The following is a 25004-nucleotide window of genomic DNA, read 5'->3' on the forward strand; positions in this document are numbered from 1 at the left end:
ATGGGGTAAAAGCATGAAGAGTGCCAAAGACTTGTCCAAATGGTCAAGAAATTAGTCTAATACGTAAGAGCATGATTTATATAAGTAATATTTAATTTTCGGTTAGATGGCGACAATAAATCCGATGTTCGTAAAAATTCGGATTAACTGGCTGCACCAAAACGAATCAAAAAATGGGCTATTGCACCTAAACATAACTTAATGGTTTGTGAAATAAGTGGTTAATTAATTTCACAAACCGCACCAAGTTTGCTTATATCGCAGCAGATTGCAGCTTTTTGGCTAATTTTTGATGTTCTAGAATTAAGTCATGATCGTCGATAGCATAGTGTTTACCGTCTTCGATTACCCATTTACCGGCTACCATCAATTTATCAACGGTATGTGCGCCACATGTGATAATTGCGGCGATGGGATCTCCTGCTCCTGAGAAGCGCAACGCGTTTAAATCAAATATAGCTAAATCAGCTTGCTTACCAATGGCAATTTCACCTATATCTGTTCGATTAAGTAACGAAGCAGAACCTTTTGTAGCCAGTCCAAGAACATATTCGGCGGTTATATCGACCGCGCCATAGCGCAATCGTTGTTGCAATAGCGATTGGCGAGCCTCTTGGATCATGTTTGAGCAATCATTTGACGCAGAGCCGTCAACACCTAAACCGACTCGGCAACCGGCGTTTACTAAATCCAGTGTTGGGCAAATACCCGATGCCAATAACATGTTAGAACTAGGGCAGTGGGCAATACCGACGTTTGCCTCCCCTAAGCGGGCAATTTCCTGCGGGGTAAAATGGATACCATGTGCTAACCATGTACGTTCATTCAACCAACCGCATTGCTCTAAGTAATCCAAGGGACGAGCGCCATAAATGCGCTGACAAAAGGCATTTTCGTCTTCAGTTTCAGCCAAATGTGTGTGCAGTAGCACGTCATTCTTGTTGGCTAATAGGGCGGTTTGTTGCATCAATTCCTTTGATACAGAAAATGGCGAACAGGGGGCTAAAGCAATTTGCAACATGGGGTTAGGGTGACTAGTTATTGATTGGTGATAAGCACTTATGACACGTTGTGAGTCTGCCAGTATCGTGTCTTCGCTTTGTATAACTGAATCTGGCGGTAATCCACCTTTACTTTGGCCTAAGCTCATGGAGCCTCTAGTTAGCAGTGCTCGGCAGTTCAGTTCCGCTATTGCTTGTACTTGCACATCAATCGCATGACGTAAACGCTTAGGAAATACATAGTGATGATCACCAATTGTGGTGCAACCAGACATCATCAGCTCTAAGCCCGCTAACTTGGTGGCGCTATATAGCATTTCTTCATCGAGGTTTTTCCACACTTTATATAAAAATGTTAGCCAAGGAAAGAGTGGTTTATTTAAAGCGCCTGGCACGCAGCGCGTCAGTGTTTGATAAAAATGGTGATGGGTATTAATCATACCCGGCATAATCACTTTACCCGTGCAGTTTTCAATTGCGTCAAACGGTAATTTAGGGGTTTCTCCGCTTTTAACCAACTCGATAATTTGACTGTTTTGAACCAGCACGCCGTTATCCGCATTTTGAGTATTACCGGTAAAAACACCTTCTGGTGATTTAAGCCATAGAGTAGGAGCACTTTTATATTGGACAGGATGTTGCATTTATTCTTGCTCTTTGGTGATTGTTTGAACGTTGACTTGTTAATTGGCTTTTTATAAGTTGGGTGATGACAACGGCGCATTAAATTGCGTTGTTGCTCGGTGTTAATGTCGAAATAACCGATTAATAATTAACTTTCTCTTATGACTTTAGCGTTAATAACATTTGCGCTAGCTAAACTCGGTATCTGTTTATTTACCAACAAATTTGATGAGGGTACGTTCTCTTCTTCGGCGGTATCGATAGGGGTATTATCAGGAATTAAAATACTCATAATGATGGCGCAAAAGCCTGCAGTGGTGACTGATGAAGATAAAATGTTATTGACCAATTGTGGTAGCTGCGACAAAGCGTCAGGTACCATCATAACCCCTAAACCTAGTCCTAACGAGGTAGCAATAATCAAGCTTTTTCGCCTATCAATAGGCTCGCTTGTAAGGATCTTGACCCCCGCGACAGCGATAGTAGCAAACATAACTAAGGTTGCACCGCCTAAAACGGGCTTGGGCATCAATTGCAATACGCTACCAATAATCGGAAATAAACCCAATAACACTAACAAGCCTGCAATGTAGAAACCCACATGACGACTTGCCACTCCGGTCATTTGAATCACGGCGTTATTTTGACCGAAAGTGGTATTTGGAAAACTATTGAATATCGCGGCAAACATAGAATTAACACCGTCTGCTAATATTCCACCTTTTATCCGTTTAATATAAACAGGTCCTTTGATGGGCTCTTTGCAAAATAAGCTGTTGGCGGTTAAATCACCTGATGTCTCTATGGCGCTAAGGAAGTAAACCAGCGCAATGGGAATGAAAAGTTCCCAATCAAATGCAATTCCGTACTTAAAAGGCTCTGGAACACTAATTAGTGGCAATGACACCATATCATTAAATGATAGAATACCTTGCCACCATGCAATGATGCAGCCAACCAACATGCCACAGAATATGGCACTTAAGCGCAGCATCGGATACTTAGATGCGTTCAAGGCAATCACTGTAACCAACACACTTAGGCCTAGCATAAGATTATGTGGCGCGCCAAAATCAGGGGCGTTAAACCCACCTGAAAGATCAGTCATACCCACTTTGATAAGCGTAATGCCGATTGTTGTGATAACTATCCCTGTCGTCAGGGGGGTAATAACGGCCTTAAGGTGTTGTATAAACTGGCTTATGATTATTTCTACAAACGCTCCGAAAAAACATAATCCAAACATCAAGGCCATAATTTCATCGTTGCTGCCGCCTCTGCTTTTTATTGCAGTACCGGCCACCAGAAGGGCGCTAATAAAGGTGAAACTGGTACCTTGAACGGCAATGAGTCCACAGCCTATAGGGCCAAATTTTTTCGCTTGAATAAAGGTGGATACGCCAGACGTCATTAAGGCCATACTGATTAAATAGGGAATTTCTGTCTGCAAGCCCAGTACTGAACCGATGATCAAGGTCGGCGTAATGATGCCAATAAAGCAGGCCATAATGTGTTGCAGTGCCGCCGTTAAGCTATGGCTTATTGATGGCACGTCCGTAAGGGAATACAGTATTTCATCATTTTGTGGACGAGCATTAAGCATGGGTAACCCTATAAAGTTGTGTTACATGAAATAATCGGATTGTGAAGCCCATTGCGTGAAAACTTCATACCAGTCCATATTCCGTTTCAACCTTGTGCTAAGCAATATCTGCAAGCTTGAGAATAATGTTCTGCTTGCAGGCAAATGGAAAATTACCGGTTTGGGGAATTTCCTAAGGGCATATATTTGTCAGTAAATTGAGTTGAGCTAATTTCAATCAAGGTTATAGGCTATGAAGCAATTATTTGACCAAATGGTCAGTTGATATTGAATTGGTAACTTATTGAATTGATTGATTAATATTTGTTTTAATTAGAGGTGGTTAGTCAGGTGAATATTAATTGCTCTTAAATGGTGCATAAAATGATTGTTTTGGGCGCAGTCTACCTATCGAATAATACATGGCGTTAAAGTTGGGTTAGAGTTGGGCTAACACGTCGATTTTTGATTACAAATTCATGACGTTCAGTATGACTATCGAATATATTTCAGGAGTAAAGTATGCAAAACAGTAGTGCACTTGTTAGCCCATTTTGGCTTAACCAACATATTGATGATGCGAATTTAGTGCTGTTTATGAGTACTATGAATGTGATTACAACAGGCGAACCTGAAGCCGCACCTTCGGGCTATATTCCACATGCTCAATTGTTCGATTTTGAGCATCAAGTTTGTGATAAAACGAGTTCGTTGCCCCATACCATGCCGAGTCCTGAAGTATTTCAACAGGAAGTACGTAAATTAGGTGTCAATAACGATAGCGTGGTAGTGATATATGATAACCAAGGTGTATTCAGTGCGCCTCGTGTGTGGTGGATGTTCAAATGCATGGGTCACAAGCACGTATATGTGCTAAATGGCGGTTTCCCGGCGTGGCAAAAAAATGGGTTTACAAGCGATGCGTGCTTAACAAATACAACCTTGCTAGGGGACTTTATCAGTAATTATAGAGCTGATTTGATTGTTGGTTCTGAGCAGGTTTTAGCCGCATTAAGTGCGACAGACAAAAAAGTGATTGATGCGCGCTCATCTGAGCGCTTTTTTGGCAAAGTAGAGGAGCCGCGTGCCCATTTGCGCTCGGGGCATATGCCTAATGCGTGTAATCTGCCGTTTAACCATTGTGTCGATAAGGGGAAATTAATAAACGATTCAGTTATACGCAAAAAATTCGAAGCGTTAAAAATAAGCAAGAATCAAACGCTTATTTTTAGCTGCGGTTCCGGTGTTACTGCCTGTGTGTTAGCGCTGGCGGCCCATGAGGCTGGATATGAAAAACTCAGTGTATATGATGGTTCATGGAGTGAATGGGGAGCTGATAATGGCTTGCCTGTAGTGACCGATTAGCTATTTTCAAATGGGACTGCCACAACGGCATTTCCAATTATGTATAGATGAGTATTTCGATATTCAGTAAGGATTCAGTCACAGGAGCCGATACTTTGCTCCTTCATCGATAGTTAAATCGAATTTGCTTAGTTTTTAAGGACGTAAAATGAAAAAAATATTCGCGTTTGTCACTTTAATCAGCCTCAGCGCCGCGTTAACTTATAGCACCGCAAGTCTGGCTAAGAATGATGAGCAGGTTCACCAAATCAATGTTAGCGGACAAGCTAATGTGGCGAGCGTACCAGATTTATTTGAATTTAGTGTTTACGTCGAGGAACAAGGCGAAAAAGTACAAAACCTAAATCGTGTTGTCACAGATAAAACCCAAACGATAGTCAGCAGTGTGCTGGCATTTGGCGTTGATAAAAAGGATATACAATCGATGCGCGTTCAGCTCAATCCTTGGTATGAAAATATTAATAATCAACGGGTACAGAACGGATTCCGATTATCCAGAGAAATAAAATTCACCTTACGTGACATTGAAAAATATGACCAAGTTATTGACGCTGTACTTAGCACAGGGGTGAGTCGTATTGATGGTTTCAATTATGTAGTTGAAGATGCTCAGCCGCAATATTTAGCTGCACTGGAACTTGCCCTTAAAGATGCCAAATTGCGGGCTTCTCGTATGGCCGCAACGTTAGGCGCAAAATTAGGGAAGGTGATTTCTATAAGCGAGAACAGTGGTTACTCGCCAATGCCCCGTGCTCGTGAGGTGATGATGATGAGTAAATCGAGTGATTCGCTGCCGGGCCAAATCAATACTGGCGCGCAGGTTAATGTGGTTTTTGAATTAGTCGAGTAACCCTGTGTAAAAGTAGTCAAAATATCCCATTATTTAATGGCTACACAAGAAGTAACGTTGCACCTTGGCGGATACACTTATTATCCGCCATATTTTTTGTGTCTGGGTTATTCCACTTTTATTTATCTGCAAATACTCTATAGCAACACACCTCTTTTGTTCGCTTGTCTCGCGCCCTTTATACTAAATCGCCTTGGTTTGTTGAATGTTATTCAGCATTTAGCGCGTTTTATATTTGACCTTTTTGTCACAACGCAGGATGAATAATAGATATCTATATAAAATTTCGGCAGTTCTTTAATAAGTTTAGAGCAACTAACAGGATTTGATTTTTCAACTTGGCGAAATAAAGCAACAAAATACAATCGTAAACGCTGTCACGGGGAGAGGAATACTGATTAAACTAAACGAATGGCAACTGATTATAATTCATTATCGTTATCGTTCTGCTCTTAAAGATAAAGGTAATCCCCGTCATGGTTGGGCATATGTATTAACGCTACAATATTGGCGCTGCTGCTTAGGGAACCTTTTCCCGCAAAAAGTGCGACTGTAATAAAAGTATCGAATGATAATTGGGAGATCATGCAGCAACGTAATGTTGATACTTTTTTACTCGTAATTGAAGAGGTACGCGCTGAAACATTAACTATGCCCAACGCATTGAATTATTTATTTTTTAGTAATATTTTCTCAGTAGTAATAATCCAACTCAGCTGCTGGCGGTGCGATAATGACCAACCAATACATAAAAGCAACTATCGCTAAAGCAATAATGAAGGCTAAAGGTAGCTTAGAGGAAATAATGCCACTCTTAGCTTGTAAATTCTTGTGGCCATGTACCATTGCGCCAATAAGTGGTTTTTTAAGCAGGAATTGATAACTTGCTATTGCGCTTAGGTGTAAGCCAATAATGACTAACAAAAGGTCGAACATTTTATGGTGCAACCACTGCATCGTGCTTTGTAATTCAGTTGATATGGCCGCGTAATAAGGGCCAGTAAATAGTACGTCATCGGTAACAAATAATCCGCTAATCGCTTGTGTGCCTACCACAATTAAAATCGCTGGAACTATTAAAGCACCCACAGGGTTGTGGCCCGTATAGGTAGATGGGTGACGACTGATTAATGATTGCGAATAATGCCATATAGCAGTCGGCCCCCGCAGAAAATCACTGAATAAGGCGTGCTTAGGCCCACAAAACCCCCATACAATTCTGAATATAACTAACCCCAACAAGCTGTAACCAAAGAATGCGTGGTAATCCATGTACCCATCTATCACTTCTGCAGTGAGCCATTGTGCGAATATAAGACTGACTAAGGCCCAATGGAAAATACGTAAAGGAAGATCCCATACCAAGGTTCTTTTTTGCATGGCTTTACCCACTAGATATAAGTGAAATTCGTAATGAATATTGTTACTGGCGATGACGCGGAACTCAAGCAAAATTGTTTTTTTTGTTATTACTTAATATTTAAACGTAAGAAGCCCATGACTCGACGCAGTACAAAAGATTTAAAAGCGTTGGTCACGAAGCTTGTTTGCAAAGTTTGGATGAAGGCAAAAAATGACACGCAATATTAATAACCCATGGACTCGTTGGTTTTATGTTAAGTCATGCTGACGGACTCATTCGTATGTTGAGACCACCGACGTGAAGGAGATAGTGTTAAATTTAAAATAATAGGGTCGTGTTACTATTTTAAGGTTTGCCTACTTAAGCAGCACTTATCACTGGTTATATCGTAGAATTGCTGCTTAAATTAATCCTTTTGGATAATTTACCTGACACTAATTCTGTCTATGATTAGCATGAGCAAAACAAAAAACGATAAAATCGTGTTACTACAAGGCAGCAAAAAATGAAAAAAGGGCAAGATACGCTAGACCGCACTGACTTAAAAATACTCGACATTCTACAAAGAGAGTGCCGGATATCGAATGTTGAGTTAGCTAACCAAATCCATTTAAGTCCAACGCCCTGCTTAGAGCGGGTTCGTCGCTTAGAGAAAAATGGCTATATAGAGAAATACGTTGCACATTTGAATCCGAAAAAGCTTAGAGCTAACTTAACCGCCTATGTGCAGCTTTCGTTGGCCAGTACTAGCACCGAAGCAGTAAAAGAATTTAATCAAAAAATAGGTGAAATAGACGAAATTGTTGAATGCGCAATGGTTGCCGGCCAATTTGATTATTTGATTAAAATACGAACTGAAAATATGGAAGAATATTGTAAGTTTTTGGGCTCAACATTAGCGTCAATTAAAGGTGTTACGCAGACTCACACCTACGTGGTAATGGAAGAAGTTAAATCGACACATTTAATCCAATTATAAAAAATGCGGTATTGAGCTAATTGTATGGCTGAAAGCCTGTGGTAAATCAGGCACAATGATGACACAGATAATTTGACGTACAAACAGCATGAATAAAATCGCAATTTTTGGGGCCAATGGCCGAATGGGACGTGTATTAATCGATGCGTTAGATCAAGCGCAAAACGCAACGTTGAGCGCGGCTTATGTCAGAGCAACCTCAACCATGATGGGCGTTGATGTAGGTGAATTAGCCGGTATTGGCCAACGAGGCATAGTCGTCACTGACGCGAACAAAGCCGATCTTTCATGTCTCGATGTTATTATTGACTTCACACTTCCTGATGCACTTGAAGCAAATTTAGCGTTATGTGTTGCGCATAAAAAGCCAGTCGTGATCGGTACAACAGGCTTAAATAAATCGCAAAAAGAGGCTCTTCACCAAGCTAGCCAGCATATTCCCATCGTATTTGCCGCTAATTATAGTGTCGGTGTCAATCTGTTATTAAATTTGGCCAGGCAAACGGCTCGCGTAATGGGAGATACCGCAGATATTGAGATTATTGAAGGTCATCACCGTTTCAAAAAAGATGCCCCTTCTGGCACGGCAGTAGCGATTGGTGAAGTCATAGCTGACGAGTTAGGTCGTGATCTTGCTAGCTGTGCAGTGTATGGCCGTGAAGGTGACACTGGGGAGCGGGATCAAAAAACGATTGGTTTTGCTACCATTAGGGCAGGGGATATCGTGGGTGAACACACTGCACTTTTTGCTGATATTGGTGAAAGGATTGAATTGACGCACAAAGCATCTAGTCGTCTAACGTTCGCCAACGGCGCTGTAAAAGCCGCAATGTGGCTTAAAAACAAGCCAGCTGGCTTATATGATATGCAGGATGTTTTAGGCTTGGCATAAAATACCATTAATCATAAATGTGTAACTAGGGGTTTTACCCCTTAGTGCAGTAAATGCGCGTGAAAGGTGTATTTTAGCGATTTTTCTAATTGGGAATAGACCTCAAACAGGCTTTCATGTATATTATTGCGAATTTGCCAAATTTTAGTGGGTTTTTTACAAATCCACGGAATTAATAGCTGCAAATACGGTAGAGCGGGATGTGATTTGATTTATTGCAGCCCGTTTTTTACAGGTTTTTGCACATTGCCCGTGTAAATACCTTAGGTTAACTATATTCGGAGGTTGACTTGGCTAATTCCGCCCTTTTAGTGCTAGAAGATGGGTCTGTTTTCAATGGCACGGCTATCGGAGCGACTGGTATATCTGTTGGGGAAGTGGTGTTTAACACTTCAATGACAGGTTATCAGGAAATTCTTACTGATCCCTCATACGCAGAACAAATTGTAACTTTAACATATCCTCATATCGGTAACACCGGTACCAATAGTGAAGATTGTGAATCCAACAAGATATGGGCCAAAGGCCTTGTCATCAGAGATTTACCCCTATTGGCGAGTAATTTTCGTAGTGAGCAATCTCTTTGTGAATATTTGCGGTCGAATAATATTTTAGGTATTGCTGATATCGATACCAGACGTCTAACACGTATTTTACGTGATAAAGGCGCGCAAAATGGCTGTATTATCGCGATTGATTCAAATTCAGAATTCTCTCTCGATCACGCGTTAGCTCTTGAGAAGGCGAAGGCATTCTCTGGGTTGAAAGGCTTGGATTTGGCAAAGGAAGTCACCACTGGCAGCGCCTATAGCTGGACCGATGGCTCTTGGACTTTGGGTCAAGGTTTTAAAGAAAACCAAACCGATCTGCCTTTTCATGTTGTTGCCTACGATTTCGGTGCAAAACACAATATTTTACGCATGTTGGTTGACCGAGGTTGTCGTTTAACCGTTGTACCGGCGAAAACCAGTGCTCAAGACGTATTGGCTTTGAAGCCTGACGGGGTATTTCTATCAAATGGCCCAGGTGACCCAGAACCGTGCGTTTACGCGATTGAAGCGATAAAAACATTGCTTGATAATAACTTACCTATTTTCGGAATTTGTCTCGGTCATCAATTGCTTGCGTTGGCTAGCGGCGCTAAGACAGTCAAAATGAAATTTGGTCACCATGGTGCTAATCATCCGGTGAAAGATATACTCGGTAATCGCGTTATGATAACCAGTCAGAATCATGGTTTTGCGGTTGACGAGCAATCAATGCCTGATAATTTAGATATCACTCATGTTTCGTTATTTGATCAATCGCTACAAGGTATTCACCGCAATGACAAGCCCGCGTTTAGCTTCCAGGGACACCCTGAAGCGAGCCCTGGCCCTCATGATGCCGCCCCGTTATTTGATCATTTTATTGAGTTGATGCAAGCAACACGCTAATACGACCCTTAAGCCCCAAATTAGAGTAATAAGCACAATGCCAAAACGTACCGACATAAAAAGTATCTTAATTATTGGTGCTGGACCGATTGTCATCGGCCAGGCCTGTGAATTCGACTATTCTGGTGCGCAGGCGTGTAAAGCACTGCGCGAAGAAGGTTACCGAGTTATTTTGGTTAACTCGAACCCAGCGACTATAATGACTGACCCTGAAATGGCTGATGCAACCTACATTGAGCCTATTCACTGGGAAGTGGTTAGAAAAATTATTGAGAAAGAACGCCCTGATGCCATTTTGCCAACTATGGGTGGGCAAACTGCTTTGAATTGTGCATTGGATTTAAACAAGTTCGGTGTTTTAGAAGAGTTTGGCGTAGAAATGATTGGCGCCACAGCTGACGCTATAGATAAGGCAGAAGATAGAGAGCGATTTGATAAGGCGATGAAATCTATCGGCCTAGAATGTCCCCGCGCCGAAATTGCCCATAGCCTTGAAGAAGCATTCGATGTCTCTACCCGTATTGGTTTTCCATGTATTATTCGTCCATCGTTCACCATGGGTGGAAGTGGCGGCGGCATCGCATACAACGTTGATGAGTTCGAAGAGATTTGCCGTCGAGGGCTAGATTTATCTCCCACCTCTGAATTGCTGATTGACGAATCATTAATCGGTTGGAAAGAATACGAAATGGAAGTGGTCCGTGATAAAGCAGACAACTGCATTATCGTGTGTACCATTGAAAATATCGACGCCATGGGTGTACATACAGGTGATTCTATCACGGTTGCTCCGGCGCAAACTCTGACCGATAAAGAATTTCAAATTATGCGTAATGCTGCCATGGCAGTCTTACGTGAAATCGGTGTCGAAACGGGTGGCTCTAACGTTCAATTCGGTGTTGATCCCGACTCGGGGCGTATGGTTATCATCGAAATGAACCCGCGTGTTTCTCGCTCGTCTGCACTGGCATCAAAAGCAACAGGTTTTCCTATCGCAAAAGTAGCCGCGAAGCTAGCCATTGGTTATACCCTAGACGAGTTGGCTAATGACATTACGGGTGGCTTAACGCCAGCATCCTTTGAACCTGCTATCGATTATGTAGTAACAAAAATTCCACGTTTTAACTTCGAAAAATTTGCTGGTGCGAATGACCGTTTAACTACCCAGATGAAATCAGTTGGTGAGGTCATGTCAATTGGCCGCAATCAACAAGAATCATTGCAAAAAGCCCTTCGTGGTTTAGAAGTCGGTGTGAATGGACTTGACTCTATCATTGATTATACCGACCCTGAGAATAAAGCTACGATCCTACGTGAGCTGCGCGAACCAGGCGCTGAGCGTATCTGGTATGTGGCGGATGCGATGCGAATGGGCATGAATATCGATGAGATATTTACCCTGACAAATATCGATCGTTGGTACTTGGCGCAAATCGAAGATCTTGTTAAAGAAGAGCAAAATATTGCTGAAATTGGCTTGTCGGCTATTGACGCAGAATTAATGACCCGTTTAAAGCGTAAAGGCTTCTCAGACGCTCGAATTGCTGATTTAACGGGAGTAGATCAAGGTGACGTGCGTGAACTTCGTCGAGGCTATGATATTCACCCCGTTTACAAGCGTGTCGATACCTGCGCGGCTGAATTCGCGTCTAACACCGCTTACATGTATTCGACTTACGATGAAGAATGTGAAGCAAATCCTACTGACAAAGAAAAGATCATGGTCATAGGCGGTGGCCCTAATCGAATTGGTCAAGGTATAGAGTTTGATTACTGTTGTGTGCATGCAGCGCTTGCGATGCGTGAAGATGGGTATGAGACCATTATGGTCAACTGTAACCCTGAAACAGTTTCAACAGACTATGACACATCTGATCGTTTGTATTTTGAGTCTGTGACCCTAGAAGACGTTTTAGAAATCGTGCGTATTGAGAAGCCTGTCGGCGTTATTGTTCAATACGGCGGTCAAACACCTCTTAAACTTGCGCGTGATTTAGAAGCTGCCGGTGTACCGATTATTGGGACGTCACCAGACGCCATCGATAAAGCAGAAGATCGTGAACGTTTTCAGAAGATGGTTAATAAATTAAATCTTAAGCAACCTGCCAACGCGACGGTAAGCAATCTTGAAGAAGCTTTAATTGCAGCTGAGAAAATCGGTTTCCCATTGGTTGTGCGCCCTTCATATGTATTGGGTGGTCGTGCAATGGAAATTGTCTATGACTTAAAAGATTTAAAACGCTATTTAAATAATGCTGTTAAAGTGTCAAATGACTCACCTGTGCTGCTAGATCGCTTCTTAGACGATGCAATTGAAGTTGATGTAGATGCTATTTGTGACGGTAAAGAAGTGATGATAGCGGGTATTATGGAGCATATTGAACAGGCGGGTGTTCACTCTGGTGACTCTGCATGTTCACTGCCACCATATTCACTGAGTAGCGAAATACAAGATGTAATGCGCGAGCAAGTTAAAGCCATGGCGCTAGAATTAGGCGTTGTTGGTTTGATGAATACGCAATTTGCGGTAAAAGACGGCGAAGTGTATTTAATCGAAGTCAACCCACGTGCTGCACGTACTGTTCCATTCGTGTCTAAGGCAACGGGGTTAGCGGTAGCCAAAATCGGTGCCCGTGCGATGGCCGGCCAATCACTTGCTTCTCAAGGTTATAGTAAAGAGGTTATCCCACCATTTTTCAGTGTGAAAGAAGTGGTGTTGCCGTTTGCGAAATTCCAAGGTGTTGACCCTTTGCTTGGTCCTGAAATGCGTTCGACAGGTGAAGTGATGGGCGTAGGAGATACTTTTGTTGAAGCTTACGCGAAAGCTAACCTTGGTGCTGGTGAACCGATCCCTGCGGGTGGTAAAGCGCTATTATCAGTGCGTCTAAATGATAAAAATCGTATTATCGAATTAGGTCGCGCTATGGTGGTAAAAGGATTTACATTAGAAGCAACGCGTGGAACAGCTGAAGTACTTAATAACGCAGACGTACCTTGTTCAATCGTTAATAAGTTGTCTGAAGGGCGTCCAAATATCGTAGATGCGATTAAAAACGGTGAATATTGTTATATTATAAATACCACTGAAGGTCGCCAGGCGATTAATGATTCGGTGTATATTCGCCGGGAAGCGTTGTTGAATAAAATTCCATACACTACAACGATGAATGCTGCTTTTGCTACTGTCAATGCTAATAAAGCTGATGACAGAGCCAGAGTTAATTCATTACAGGAACTGCATAAACAATTAGTCTAATTGTTTAAAAAGTTTGTGCTGGGTGTTGAAATATCACGCCCAGCACTCACCTTATAGTGACGTAAATCAACAAACACATTAAGCGAGCTATTGATCAATGACTCAATATCCAATGACGGCGAAAGGCGCGGAAATGTTGCGTACAGAATTGCAGCATTTAAAGTCAGTAAAACGCCCAGAAATTATCAAATCTATCGCAGAAGCGCGTGAACACGGTGATTTGAAAGAAAATGCAGAATATCACGCAGCCCGTGAGCAGCAGAGTTTTTGTGAAGGGCGTATTCAAAACATCGAAGGTAAACTGTCGAATGTACAGATTATCGATGTAACCAAAATGACCAATAACGGAAAAGTCATTTTTGGTACTACAGTGACCGTGCTTAATTTGGTCAATGACAGCGAAATTACGTACAAAATTGTCGGCGATGACGAGTCTGATATTAAGAATAATTTAATATCTATCAACTCACCCATAGCACGGGGTTTAATTGGTAAGAGCTTGGATGATGTTGTTACAATTCAAACACCTAAAGGTGCAGTTGAATTCGAAATTATCGATGTGAAATACATTTAGTTAATGCCTTTGGTGTTAATAAAGGTTAAAAGCGTGCTGATCGGCACGCTTTTTTTTGTGTGAAATTTTCTCTAACGCTGGCATGCGCTTTTAAAGCCTAAAGTATGTAGTCTTCACTAAATATTCCGCGAAGTCTGAAATTGGCGCTAAGCTAAGCTACTGCTAATGCATTCTCGGTTTTGTTAAATGTTGGATAACTTGTTGATTCAATGCTGCTAAATTGTGAGAGCTGCGACTTGTATAAAGACCCTTGTCGATAACCAGATCCCTGTCAACGAGCTTAGCGCCTGCGTACCGTAATCTATTTAAAACGGTCGGGAAGGACGCCACAAGCCGATTTTTAAGTACGTCTGCTTCTAGCAACATCCATGTACCTTGATTGATCGCGACTACGGGTTTGATTTCAGCGTCCTTAAAGAACCCCTTAACAAAATCGATGGCGTCTTTATCTTGCAACAATGCATCGGGATTAAATAAACCACCAGGTAAAATTAGTGCGTCATAATCCTCAGCCGAAACATTTGAAACTATTTTATCGACATCTACTTCGATACCCCATTTGCTGCCATTCCATCCTATAATAGTGCCTGGCTCTAAAGAGATGATATGAACTCTCACCCCAGCGCTGATAAGTGCATCGCGGGTTTCAATGAGCTCACATTGTTCGAATCCATCCTTGGCTAATATGGCGGCCGTTTTGTTACTTGATAATGTGTTTAACATGCTTTGCTCCTGCTTTTGCATTCGTGCTTTTTGTGACGTAAATATGAATAAAGCCAACAAATGCATCTAAAATAGGTAATGCAATTATTAAACCAGTAATTAATCGCGATTCCGATTGGTGGTGAAAATGCCTTAGTTATTGATTTAACGTAATAATGCTTGTTTATTAATTAGATTAGACCGACTTCAAGTCAGTTAGTTTTCAAATGATATAGTAAATCTGTGTAAATTTAGTCGCAGGAATTAAGCAAATTTGTCACGAATATTTACAGCAAAAATAAGCTTAGGTAGTTAAAATTACCTAAGATGAGATTTTTAGTACTTTTTCAAGGTTAATTACTTTCCCGTTAGTGTTTTGTAACGTTAAATGTGTCTAATGTTGCACAGTAGGTTTTTCCCTCTGCATAAATAAAGTGCTAATAGCTATTAAAATAGGTTTGTGAAAAGGGAATGAGTTAATCTGATTAGCGCAAAATAAAGCATCTAAAAACGCGGCATATTAATAAGCTACTTAAGTTGCGTTAATCACTTGATCGAAAATGTGCGTTAAACGTGAACGCGTAAATTACATTTGTACGTTTTTTAAATATAACACTCACCTTTGGGATAACGAGACACATGCGCAGTAGCGTTTTATATATAATCACTGTGCTTATCTGGGGCTCAACTTGGCTAGCAATAGAGTTTCAATTGGGTGATGTTCCGGCGCAAGTCTCCTTGGTTTACCGCTTCGCAATTGCCGCGATTTTAATGTGGGCATATTGTTTGTTCAAGCATCTGGATATGCGTTTTTCTTGGGGCGACCATCGTTTTTTCCTGATATTAGCGTTGTGTAATTTTGGTGTAAATTACCTTATCCTTTATTGGGCTCAAAATTACCTTACATCAGCGATGGCATCTATCGCTTTTTCAACGTTGCTGTTGATGAACATTATCAATACGCGATTATTTTTCGGCCGGGTAATTGCTAAACGTATATATGTTGGGGCTGGGTTAGGTGTTATGGGCTTAGGTGCATTGTTCTGGCCTGATATTAAAAGTCTCGATTATGCTAGTGACGCCGTTCTCGGGTTAGGCTTAGCGCTAAGTGGAACGTTTATAGCGTCACTGGGCAATATGGCCAGTGTACGTAATTCTGCCCATAAGATAGGTGTAATGCAGGGCAATGCTTGGGGAATGTTATACGGTGCCTTAGCGCTTGTTTGTGTTGTGTTCTTTACGGGGGTCGAGTTTAGTTTCTCAATGAAACCTAGCTATGTCTTGTCATTACTATATCTGTCACTGTTTGGCACAGTTATCGCTTTTGCATGTTATTTCTTACTACTTCGGGATATTGGGCCAGAAAAGGCTAGTTATTCGATTGTATTATTCCCATTTGTGGCCGTTACGCTCAGTACCTATTACGAAGGATTCGAATGGCATATCAATACCGTATTGGGTTTTGTATTGGTCATTATCGGTAATGCCATCGTGCTGACGCCGATGGCTAAAATTCGACATTGGTTTTTGCATCGCAAACAGTAAAAAAGATGTATCGTCGGCTAAATAGTCGTCAATTAACTACTTAGCCCGATGTAGACGAATGGCGATAATCAATCCTAGTACAGTGACAAGCCATGCCGTTAAATTACCGAAATATCGATAAGGTGTAGTCCCACTAACCCGTTGTATTTTATCACTGAGTACCGCCGTTTCAAACTGAGGTAAACGACTCTGAATAGCACCGCTGGCGTCAATAAAAGCGGTGATACCATTATTTGTGGCGCGCAATACAGGAAGCCCGAACTCTTTAGCTCGCACTTGAGCTATTTCCAGATGCTGAGCTGGGCCATGGGAATGACCAAACCAAGCATCGTTACTTACAGTGATAATAAAATCTGTAGCAGCATATAAATTTTCGCGTATTTGATTCGGGAAGACAATTTCAAAGCACAGGGCAGGGGCAAAGTAAAAGCCATTTGATACCAAGTTTGCCTGCTGATAATCCCCTCGGGTAAAAGATGACATTGGTAAATCAAAAATGGGCGCCAAACCACGCAACCAATCCTCTAAGGGGATATATTCTCCGACCGGTAATAGATGATGCTTGTCAAAACGATTTGATTGAGGATATTGATAGTGTCCTTTGCTGTCAGCTTTATTTTTTAAACCCACACCTATAATGCTGTTGTATGCTTGGCGGGTTTCAAAATTATAATTAACAATCCCCGTTAGTATGCCCGTTCTATGCTTGGCGGCTTCTTCGTCAAGTTGAGTCAGATAATCTACTGCGATGGGTTCGAGTTGTGGAATAGCCGCCTCTGGCCAGATAATAACTTGATTATCCCAATGGGCTTCTGTCAATTCGAGGTACTTTTTCATTGTTGGCCAGTCTTGCTCAGGTGCCCAGCGTATCTCTTGCGCTATATTGCCTTGCACCATAGCGATTTTGACTGGCTCACCGGTTGGCACAACCCATTTATAGGTATTGAGTACCCCCCCGCTTAAATACAGTGATCCACAGAGTATTATTGGCGCCAGGTACCGTTTGTGCATCAACCAAATCGCGGATGCGGCGCAGAGCGACATCAACAGTGCGCTTACACCAAATTCACCTATCACTGGTAGCCAGCCAGATAACGGGCTATTCATTTGACTATAACCGATGGATAACCACGGAAAACCCGTTAACACTATGCCTCTCGCCCATTCGCTTAGCAGCCATAAAAATGGTAGTGCTAATCCCCATAGGTTGGGTGATAAGTAACGCTTTGCTAGTTTGCTAAACAGCATGGGGTATAGTGATAAATAACTGCACAGTAAAAGCATTAAGCCTAGTGAACCCGCAAGAGGTAAACCGCCAAAATCAGCGATACTGACATGTACCCAGCTAATTCCTGCACCAAACCAACCTAAACCAAAGATAAAACCTAATTTAGCAGCTTGATCGACTCGCGCTTTGTACAGAATACACAAGTAACCAGTGAGAGCGATGGGCATAACCGCCCAATAAGAAAAAGGAGCATAGCTTAATGTTAAGCTAGCTCCAGTAAGAAGTGATAAAAAGTAAAGCATGCGGGTTATGGCACCTAATCTTCAGAGTGGGGAAGGGTGACCTTTAATTGGATCAAGCGACGAGAATCTGAGTTAGATACGGTAAAAATAAATCCATTAATACTGACCTTCTCATCACGCATCGGCATATGACCAAATGCCTTTAGAACAATCCCGCCGATGGTATCGGCTTCTTCTTCATCAAATGACGTTTTAAAGAAGTCATTAAAGTCTTCAAGTTCAGTGAGTGCTTTTACCGAATACGTGTGCTTATTCAGGGCGCGAATATTATCACTATTGATTTCCTCTGCGTCATGTTCATCTTCGATTTCGCCGACAATCAGCTCAAGAATATCTTCGATTGTAACAAGACCTGATACACCACCATATTCGTCTACCACTATCGCCATATGGAAACGCTTTTGTTGAAACTCTTTTAACAGTACGTCCACCCGTTTACTTTCTGGAACGATAACTGCTGGGCGTAAAACATTCTTAATTTCTAGCTCTTTACCAGGTATAAAGGCATATTTCAGTAAATCTTTGGCGAGTAAAATACCTTCGATATGATCTTTATCTTCGCTTATTACGGGAAATCTCGAATGTGCCGAATCAAGCATAATAGGCAAGAATTTGTCGACCGTTTCTGTAATGTCGATGGTGGTCATTTGAGCGCGAGGTATCATAATCTCTCTGACACGCATTTCACTCACTTCCATGACACCTTCAATCATCTCGCGCGTTTCTTGATTAATGACCTCTCGCTGTTCTGCATCAGTGATGACAGAGAAAAGTTCTTCTTTGTTTTTCGGTTCTCCCGTGAATGATTGGACTATTTTATCCAACCAACCTTTGTTGGAAGAACCGTTTGTAGATGGGGGGTTATCTTCGCTCATGATCTCGTTAAATTATGGTTTGAATGACTATCATCATTGATCTTGGTAAGGGTCGTCAATCGAAAATTGTTTAAGAATTGCGACTTCTAGTTCTTCCATCTGTTGTGCTTCATCATCCTTTATGTGGTCAAAGCCCAATAAATGCAAGGTTCCGTGCACTATCATATGGGCCCAATGATGATGCAACGCTTTGTTTTGGTCATTAGCTTCTTGTGCCACAACACTGGAACAAACTATAAGATCGCCAAGTAAGTTCATACTAATACCCGCAGGTGCCTCAAACGGGAATGACAGTACATTGGTAGGTTTGTCTTTGCCACGATAGGCCAAATTGAGCGCTTGGCTCTCAGGAACGTCAACAATGCGCACAGTCACTTCATTTTCAGGTATGTTCTGATGTACAAAAACGGCCTCTAGCCATGACTGTACGTCAACAGCTAGAGGTAAATCTGGCGCAGTAGATGCAATTTGTAAATCCAGTAGCGCCCTCACTATTGTTCGCTTTGCTGACTAGTGTGCTCAGCCTTCTTTTCCAGACGAATACGCTCTTGCTGTGCTTCATAATCTTCGTAAGCCATTACGATTCTTGCTACTACAGGATGTCTTACCACATCATTAGCATTAAAAAAGTTAAATGAAATATCGTTAACCTCTTTAAGAACTTCAATGGCATGGCGCAAACCTGAGCGTGTTCCCCGAGGTAAATCTACTTGGGTGATATCGCCGGTAATGACTGCTCTAGAATTAAAGCCAATACGGGTCAGAAACATTTTCATCTGTTCGACGGTGGTATTTTGGCTTTCATCAAGGATGATAAAGGCATCGTTTAAGGTACGACCGCGCATGTATGCAAGGGGGGCTACTTCTATCACGTTACGTTCAATAAGCTTTTCGACTTTTTCAAAACCAAGCATCTCAAACAGTGCATCGTAAAGTGGGCGTAGATAAGGGTCCACTTTTTGCGATAAATCTCCCGGTAAAAAACCCAGTTTTTCCCCAGCTTCCACGGCAGGACGGGTCAGCAAAATACGACGGACCTCTTGACGCTCTAAAGCATCAACTGCGGCGGCAACTGCTAGATAGGTTTTACCTGTCCCTGCTGGGCCGACACCAAAACTAATATCATGGGTCAAGATATCGGAAACGTATTTCGACTGATTTGGATTACGCGGTTTGATAACCCCGCGTTTGGTTTTAATGTGCACTTCTTTACCGTAATGTCCGGCTTCCGCACGTTCTAGACACTTGGCTTCTTGAATAGCTAAGTGTACATGTTCAGATTCCAAATCAGGAATTTCACCGCGTATCGGTTGGGTTTCAATATAAAGCAATTTTAATAGTTGCGCAGCACCGCTCGATTGAAGCGGTTTGCCTGTGACCTTAAATTCGTTATTACGGTAGGTGATTTCTACCCCAAGTCGACGTTCTATTTGCTTAATATTGTCATCTAGTGGACCACATAAACTGGCTAGTCGTTTATGATCAGATGGTTCTAACGCTATTTCATTACTGATAAGTTTGCTCAATCGTTCTCTCTCGGTTGTTAATATTTGATCAATGTGCCGGCACAAATTGCGCCACGCCTAAAGCGTCGGTTTTATTCGTCTGTTTGGCTAAAATGGCTTGCGGCGCAACATTGATACGTAAATTCATATCCGCTTCTTTTCGCAATACGTGTCCGCGCAAAGAGTTGGCAAAGACATCGGTGATTTTAACATCGACAAATCCGCCTATCATGTCTGGCGTTCCTTCGAAGTTAACGACTCGATTGTTTTCAGTTCGCCCAGAAAGCTCCATCGGATTTTTCTTAGATGGACCCTCGACGAGAATACGTTGTTCGCTATCTACCATATTTCGTGCAATGCGCAGTGCTTGCTGGGTAATCCGGTTTTGCAATAACTGTAAACGTTCTTTTTTGGTTTCTTCGGTTACGTCATCTGGTAAATCAGCTGCTGGGGTACCAGGACGAGCGCTATAAATAAAGCTGAAACTTAAGTCAAAGTCCATAGCTTGAATTAAATCCATTGTTGCTTCGAAGTCAGCATCTGTTTCGCCTGGGAAACCGATGATGAAATCAGAAGACATACTTAAATTTGGACGTATTTTTTTCAACTTACGAATTTTTGACTTATATTCTATTGCAGTATGGCCACGTTTCATCAAATTCAAGACACGGTCGGCGCCTGATTGAACGGGTAAATGTAAATGGTCAACTAATTCTGGGATCGCGGCATAGGCATCGATGATGTCGTCAGTGAATTCAACAGGGTGAGATGTGGTATAGCGAATACGATCGATACCATCAATAGACGCAACCATCTCTAGTAATTCAGCGAACGTACAAATGGCGCCATCATGATGAGGGCCACGAAACGCGTTGACATTTTGTCCAAGTAAATTGACTTCCCGCACACCTTGCTCGGCGAGTTGTGCCACTTCTAGCAACACATCGTCTACTGGACGGCTTACTTCTTCGCCGCGAGTATAAGGTACAACGCAAAAAGTACAGTATTTAGAGCAACCTTCCATAATGGAAACAAACGCAGTGGGACCGTCTGCTTTTGGTTCGGGTAAACGATCAAATTTCTCAATTTCAGGAAAGCTGATATCAATCACCGATGAACTACCACCTTTAATTTGATTAATCATTTCCGGTAGGCGATGCAGTGTTTGTGGACCAAACACTAAATCGACAAATGGCGCACGCTGGCGAATAACTTGGCCTTCTTGAGACGCAACACAACCACCCACACCGATAATTAATTCTGGTTTGTCTTTTTTAAGATTTTTCCATCGGCCTAGTTGATGAAAAACTTTCTCTTGTGCTTTTTCACGGATGGAACAGGTGTTTAACAAAATCACATCGGCTTCTTCCGCAGTGTCTGCAACTTGGTATCCATGGGTCGAATCCAATAGGTCAGCCATTTTCTGCGAGTCATACTCGTTCATTTGACAGCCCCAAGTTTTAATAAAAAGTTTTTTAGTCATAACGCCGTGTACTTACCTTTGATGTGAAATCTCTGCGAAAAAACAATGCAATCTTATAATGCCCAATGTTGAAAATGCATTTTAAGCGTGGTCAAAAATTAATTGAGCAAAATCGAACCGCGTATTTTACGGGTAATTGTTTCACTAGGCTAGTTTTATCAGGCGTTATTAAGACAAAAAACCGTCATTTTTGGCAGCCTGTTAATGATTTGCTAACAAATCAGTGGCATCAATGAGTTGAGTATCTGGCTGAATTGAATCGTATGTTGAATACTTATGCACGCCGTTAACTGCGCCATATATATCAAGTTATATTTACCTTGATTAGGATGTTTAAAATGGCAGTAAGTATCTACGCATTTTATGGGTCTACCCAAGCGTTATCAGCCTTGCTATTCTTGCCTCTTAAGATATTTCAAAGGCCTAATAAATGAACAACTTACATACTATTTCAATTGATGATATACAAGTCGCCAACGACCAACCATTTGTACTTTTTGGCGGTATGAACGTATTAGAATCACGTGACATGGCCATGCGCATCGCGGAACATTATAAAGAAATAACCAGTAAACTTGGCATCCCCTACGTATTTAAAGCGTCATTTGACAAAGCAAATCGCTCCTCGGTGAATTCTTATCGGGGACCTGGCATGGATAAAGGTCTGGAAATTTTTGCTGAAATTAAAGCGACCTTTGATATCCCTCTTATTACAGATGTGCACGAAGTTGCTCAGGCAGCCCCTGTTGCTGAAGTCGTAGATGTAATCCAATTACCGGCCTTTTTAGCACGTCAAACAGATCTCGTGGTGGCTATGGCGAAAACCAATGCCATCATTAATGTCAAAAAACCACAGTTTTTGGCGCCTCACGAAATGCGCCACATCATTAATAAATTCATGGAAGCAGGTAACGATAAAATCATTCTTTGCGAACGTGGTTCAAGCTTTGGTTATAACAACTTAGTGGTTGACATGCTGGGAATGGATGAAATGAAGCAATATGCTCCCGTGATATTCGATGCAACACATGCATTGCAAAAACCAGGTGGAAGAACAGACTCTGCTGATGGGCGACGTGCTCAAGCCGCACAGTTAGCGCGAAGTGGCATGGCGCTTGGCTTAGCTGGATTATTTATTGAAGCACATCCTAACCCAAATGAAGCAAAGTGTGATGGACCCTGTGCTTTGTCTTTGGATAAACTAGAACCTTATTTACACCAGATGTTGGCATTAGATGAGCTAGTGAAGGGGTTCGCACCATTGGATACCAGTGCAAATTAATACATAGAGTCGTGCTGAGAGGTTTTGGGCAACCGGTTTGAATTCCGAATGCCCAGAACGTCTAGATAATAATGCGTTAATGCCTTAAATGATTAATTTAAGGTTATTCTGATAACGTCGCAGTTTGTGGGGCGTTGCCACCACGTTCTTTATTCGTTAACGCAACAGCCTGTTGACCTTGAGCATTAAGGCTTTCTTCAAGACCCGCAATGATTTTATTTAATCCTTGGGTACTGCTAGTGCTGCTAATGTCTGCTAGCATGCTTTGTAAGCTAGCTTCAATTTGTTCGCTAACGTACATAGACGTAAGGTCGAATTCTTGGGCGAAAGACTGTTGACTGAATACTAATGCAAATAAACTGCTTAAAACTAAATTTGTTCTATTTTTCATGATTAACACCTAAAGTATATTAATGTTTTATGTAAACATGTTTATCTAAATGTTAAATAAACACGCATTATGTTAACCCTTGTTTTAAAAGGGCTTTTACCTTTGACGGATTAAATAATATACAGTTTTACTTTGTTATTAAAATGACATTAACTATCGCAATGGATTAGAAAAACTAATAGTGATACAATTTTTTCAAATTCATCCTTGCGTAGATTTATGAGTCGTAGATTACCTCCTCTCAATGCGTTGAAAGCGTTCGAAGCCGCTGCGCGCCATTTGAGCTTTACGCGCGCTGCTGATGAATTGTTTGTGACACAGGCAGCAGTAAGCCATCAAATAAAATCTCTAGAAGAGTTTTTATCGATGAAACTGTTTATGCGTAAAAACCGTTCCTTACTACTCACTGAAGAAGGCCAGAGTTATTACCTAGATTTAAAAGATATCTTTCAGGCAATGCATGAGGCAACACAGCGGCTGTTAGCCAGAGGTGAAAAAGGAGCCATCACGGTTGCTTTACCTCCCAGCTTTGCTATTCAATGGTTAGTTCCGCGCTTGAATCAATTCAGTCAGTCAAACCCTGATATTGATATACGCATAAAAGCAGTCGACTTCGATGAAGGCTTCTTAACAGACGACGTAGATGTCGCTATATATTATGGTCGCGGTAAGTGGCCTAACGTATATGCGCAAAAACTACATACTGAATATTTAACCCCCGTGTGTTCACCGTTGTTGTTTCAGGGCCAAAAGCCTTTAGAAAAACTAGAAGATTTGCGTCATCATTTATTGCTGCATGATTCATCAAGAGAAGCATGGAAAAATTGGATTAAACACTTCAAAATCCCAGGTATTAATGTTAACCAAGGCGCAATTTTCAGTCATTCAATGTTGGTTTTACAAGCTGCAGCGTTAGGTCAGGGAATTGCGCTTGGTCACAGTGTGCTTGCTCGCCCAGAAATTGAGTCAGGTCGCTTAGTCTGTCCTTTTGATGAGCGCCTGATTGCGACAAACGCCTACTATGCTGTTTGCCATCAGTCACAGGCCGATTTGGGTAAAATAGTCGCCTTTTTCCAATGGTTGCAAAGTCAAGTGCAAGATGAACAGGAAGACGATGATTTTAATTAATGAAGCTCAAGATCCTATCGCGCAGTTGGTGTTAGCGCACGGAGCAGGCGCAGGCATGGAAAGTGATTTTATGGCCTTAGCCGCGACGTTATTTTCACAGCGGCAGATATCTGTTATTCGTTTTGATTTTGAATATATGCAAAGAGCAGTGGCATTAAATCGCCGGCAACCGCCTGATAGAATGCCAAAATTACTGTCGTACTTTAGTTATATTCTAGCAGGTCTCGAATCATCATTGCCGCTTTTCATTGGTGGTAAGTCAATGGGCGGACGAGTTGCCAGCATGTTACTTGAAGAATCTAGCGCCCTCGGAGCTGTCTGTTTTGGCTACCCGTTTCATCCTCCTGGTAAACGGGAGAAATTGCGTACAGAACATTTATATACTTTGCAAAAGCCTTTAATGGTGGTGCAAGGCAGTCGTGATACTTTTGGTACACAAGAGGAGGTGGCTGACTATAGGCTTCCGAAGAACATTGAAACTATTTTTATGGCGGATGGGGACCATAGTTTCAAACCGCGAAAAAAATCGGGATTTAGTCAAGAACAACACATCATTAGTGCAATTGATGCCAGCGCCGAATTTATTCGTCAGCAAAAGGTGATGTAAACGTCACAATCAAAGCATATTGACTCTTTGATAT

21 protein-coding genes are annotated in these 25004 nt (G+C 41.8%); 11 read left to right on the top strand and 10 right to left on the bottom strand.

Annotated elements, in window-relative coordinates:
• Positions 1-253: 253 nt before the first annotated feature.
• Complete coding sequence (locus tag GQS54_RS04545) at positions 254-1645, bottom strand: 8-oxoguanine deaminase (RefSeq protein ID WP_166422839.1); 1392 nt, start codon at positions 1643-1645, stop codon at positions 254-256.
• Between the two features lie 128 nt (positions 1646-1773).
• The gene (locus GQS54_RS04550; RefSeq protein ID WP_166422840.1) at positions 1774-3228 is read right to left on the bottom strand and encodes a nucleobase:cation symporter-2 family protein; all 1455 of its coding nucleotides are present in this window, start codon (positions 3226-3228) and stop codon (positions 1774-1776) included.
• Between the two features lie 501 nt (positions 3229-3729).
• Between GQS54_RS04550 and GQS54_RS04555 the strand changes: the two genes are divergently transcribed.
• Positions 3730-4572: a sulfurtransferase gene (locus GQS54_RS04555; RefSeq protein WP_166422841.1), complete on the top strand. Its 843-nt coding sequence runs from the start codon at positions 3730-3732 to the stop codon at positions 4570-4572.
• Between the two features lie 148 nt (positions 4573-4720).
• The gene (locus tag GQS54_RS04560; RefSeq protein ID WP_166422842.1) at positions 4721-5422 is read left to right on the top strand and encodes an SIMPL domain-containing protein; all 702 of its coding nucleotides are present in this window, start codon (positions 4721-4723) and stop codon (positions 5420-5422) included.
• Between the two features lie 693 nt (positions 5423-6115).
• On the opposite strand, the gene GQS54_RS04565 is transcribed toward GQS54_RS04560, so the two are convergent.
• Positions 6116-6802: a cytochrome b/b6 domain-containing protein gene (locus GQS54_RS04565; RefSeq protein ID WP_166422843.1), complete on the bottom strand. Its 687-nt coding sequence runs from the start codon at positions 6800-6802 to the stop codon at positions 6116-6118.
• A 488-nt stretch (positions 6803-7290) separates the two neighbouring features.
• Between GQS54_RS04565 and GQS54_RS04570 the strand changes: the two genes are divergently transcribed.
• From GQS54_RS04570 to greA, 5 genes are all read left to right on the top strand, one after another.
• The gene (locus GQS54_RS04570) at positions 7291-7764 is read left to right on the top strand and encodes an Lrp/AsnC ligand binding domain-containing protein (RefSeq protein ID WP_166422844.1); all 474 of its coding nucleotides are present in this window, start codon (positions 7291-7293) and stop codon (positions 7762-7764) included.
• A gap of 88 nt (positions 7765-7852) precedes the next feature.
• On the top strand, positions 7853-8656 hold the full coding sequence (gene dapB / locus GQS54_RS04575; RefSeq protein WP_166422845.1) for a 4-hydroxy-tetrahydrodipicolinate reductase: 804 nt from the start codon (positions 7853-7855) through the stop codon (positions 8654-8656).
• Between the two features lie 290 nt (positions 8657-8946).
• Positions 8947-10092, top strand: coding sequence for a glutamine-hydrolyzing carbamoyl-phosphate synthase small subunit (gene carA / locus GQS54_RS04580; protein WP_166422846.1), 1146 nt, complete (start codon positions 8947-8949; stop codon positions 10090-10092).
• Between the two features lie 37 nt (positions 10093-10129).
• Positions 10130-13348: a carbamoyl-phosphate synthase large subunit gene (carB, locus tag GQS54_RS04585; RefSeq protein ID WP_166422847.1), complete on the top strand. Its 3219-nt coding sequence runs from the start codon at positions 10130-10132 to the stop codon at positions 13346-13348.
• 97 nt (positions 13349-13445) lie between these two features.
• Positions 13446-13922 (top strand): transcription elongation factor GreA, encoded by a 477-nt coding sequence (gene greA, locus GQS54_RS04590; protein WP_166422848.1) that lies wholly within the window; start codon positions 13446-13448, stop codon positions 13920-13922.
• A 162-nt stretch (positions 13923-14084) separates the two neighbouring features.
• On the opposite strand, the gene GQS54_RS04595 is transcribed toward greA, so the two are convergent.
• Positions 14085-14645 (bottom strand): type 1 glutamine amidotransferase domain-containing protein, encoded by a 561-nt coding sequence (locus tag GQS54_RS04595; RefSeq protein WP_166422849.1) that lies wholly within the window; start codon positions 14643-14645, stop codon positions 14085-14087.
• A gap of 618 nt (positions 14646-15263) precedes the next feature.
• Here GQS54_RS04595 and GQS54_RS04600 point away from each other — a divergent pair.
• Positions 15264-16169 (top strand): DMT family transporter, encoded by a 906-nt coding sequence (locus GQS54_RS04600; protein ID WP_166422850.1) that lies wholly within the window; start codon positions 15264-15266, stop codon positions 16167-16169.
• A 36-nt stretch (positions 16170-16205) separates the two neighbouring features.
• Here the strand turns inward: GQS54_RS04600 and lnt are convergent, their stop codons facing one another.
• From lnt to miaB, 5 genes are read right to left on the bottom strand one after another with little or no spacing between them, the layout of a single operon-like run.
• On the bottom strand, positions 16206-17699 hold the full coding sequence (gene lnt, locus GQS54_RS04605) for an apolipoprotein N-acyltransferase (RefSeq protein ID WP_166422851.1): 1494 nt from the start codon (positions 17697-17699) through the stop codon (positions 16206-16208).
• A 14-nt stretch (positions 17700-17713) separates the two neighbouring features.
• Positions 17714-18574, bottom strand: coding sequence for a CNNM family magnesium/cobalt transport protein CorC (corC, locus tag GQS54_RS04610; RefSeq protein ID WP_166422852.1), 861 nt, complete (start codon positions 18572-18574; stop codon positions 17714-17716).
• Positions 18575-18607: 33 nt separating this feature from the next.
• Entirely contained in the window at positions 18608-19066 is a 459-nt protein-coding gene (gene ybeY / locus GQS54_RS04615; protein ID WP_166422853.1) for an rRNA maturation RNase YbeY, read from the bottom strand.
• The gene (locus GQS54_RS04620) at positions 19066-20100 is read right to left on the bottom strand and encodes a PhoH family protein (protein ID WP_166422854.1); all 1035 of its coding nucleotides are present in this window, start codon (positions 20098-20100) and stop codon (positions 19066-19068) included. The genes ybeY and GQS54_RS04620 overlap by 1 nt, the downstream gene beginning before the upstream one ends.
• A 28-nt stretch (positions 20101-20128) precedes the next feature.
• Positions 20129-21562 carry a tRNA (N6-isopentenyl adenosine(37)-C2)-methylthiotransferase MiaB gene (miaB, locus tag GQS54_RS04625; RefSeq protein ID WP_166422855.1) on the bottom strand — a complete coding sequence of 478 codons (1434 nt, stop codon included), beginning with the start codon at positions 21560-21562 and terminating at the stop codon, positions 20129-20131.
• Positions 21563-21992: 430 nt separating this feature from the next.
• Here miaB and kdsA point away from each other — a divergent pair, with 430 nt between their 5' ends.
• The gene (kdsA, locus tag GQS54_RS04630; protein ID WP_166422856.1) at positions 21993-22844 is read left to right on the top strand and encodes a 3-deoxy-8-phosphooctulonate synthase; all 852 of its coding nucleotides are present in this window, start codon (positions 21993-21995) and stop codon (positions 22842-22844) included.
• Positions 22845-22947: 103 nt separating this feature from the next.
• Here kdsA and GQS54_RS04635 read toward each other — a convergent pair whose 3' ends face one another.
• Entirely contained in the window at positions 22948-23235 is a 288-nt protein-coding gene (locus GQS54_RS04635; protein WP_166422857.1) for a hypothetical protein, read from the bottom strand.
• Between the two features lie 219 nt (positions 23236-23454).
• Between GQS54_RS04635 and GQS54_RS04640 the strand changes: the two genes are divergently transcribed.
• Positions 23455-24363 carry a transcriptional regulator GcvA gene (locus GQS54_RS04640; protein ID WP_166422858.1) on the top strand — a complete coding sequence of 303 codons (909 nt, stop codon included), beginning with the start codon at positions 23455-23457 and terminating at the stop codon, positions 24361-24363.
• Positions 24350-24970: an alpha/beta family hydrolase gene (locus GQS54_RS04645; RefSeq protein ID WP_166422859.1), complete on the top strand. Its 621-nt coding sequence runs from the start codon at positions 24350-24352 to the stop codon at positions 24968-24970. The genes GQS54_RS04640 and GQS54_RS04645 overlap by 14 nt, the downstream gene beginning before the upstream one ends.
• Positions 24971-25004 lie beyond the last annotated feature (34 nt).

Origin of the sequence: Paraglaciecola sp. 20A4, from assembly GCF_011378905.1 — a bacterium.
Lineage (GTDB): Bacteria > Pseudomonadota > Gammaproteobacteria > Enterobacterales > Alteromonadaceae > Paraglaciecola.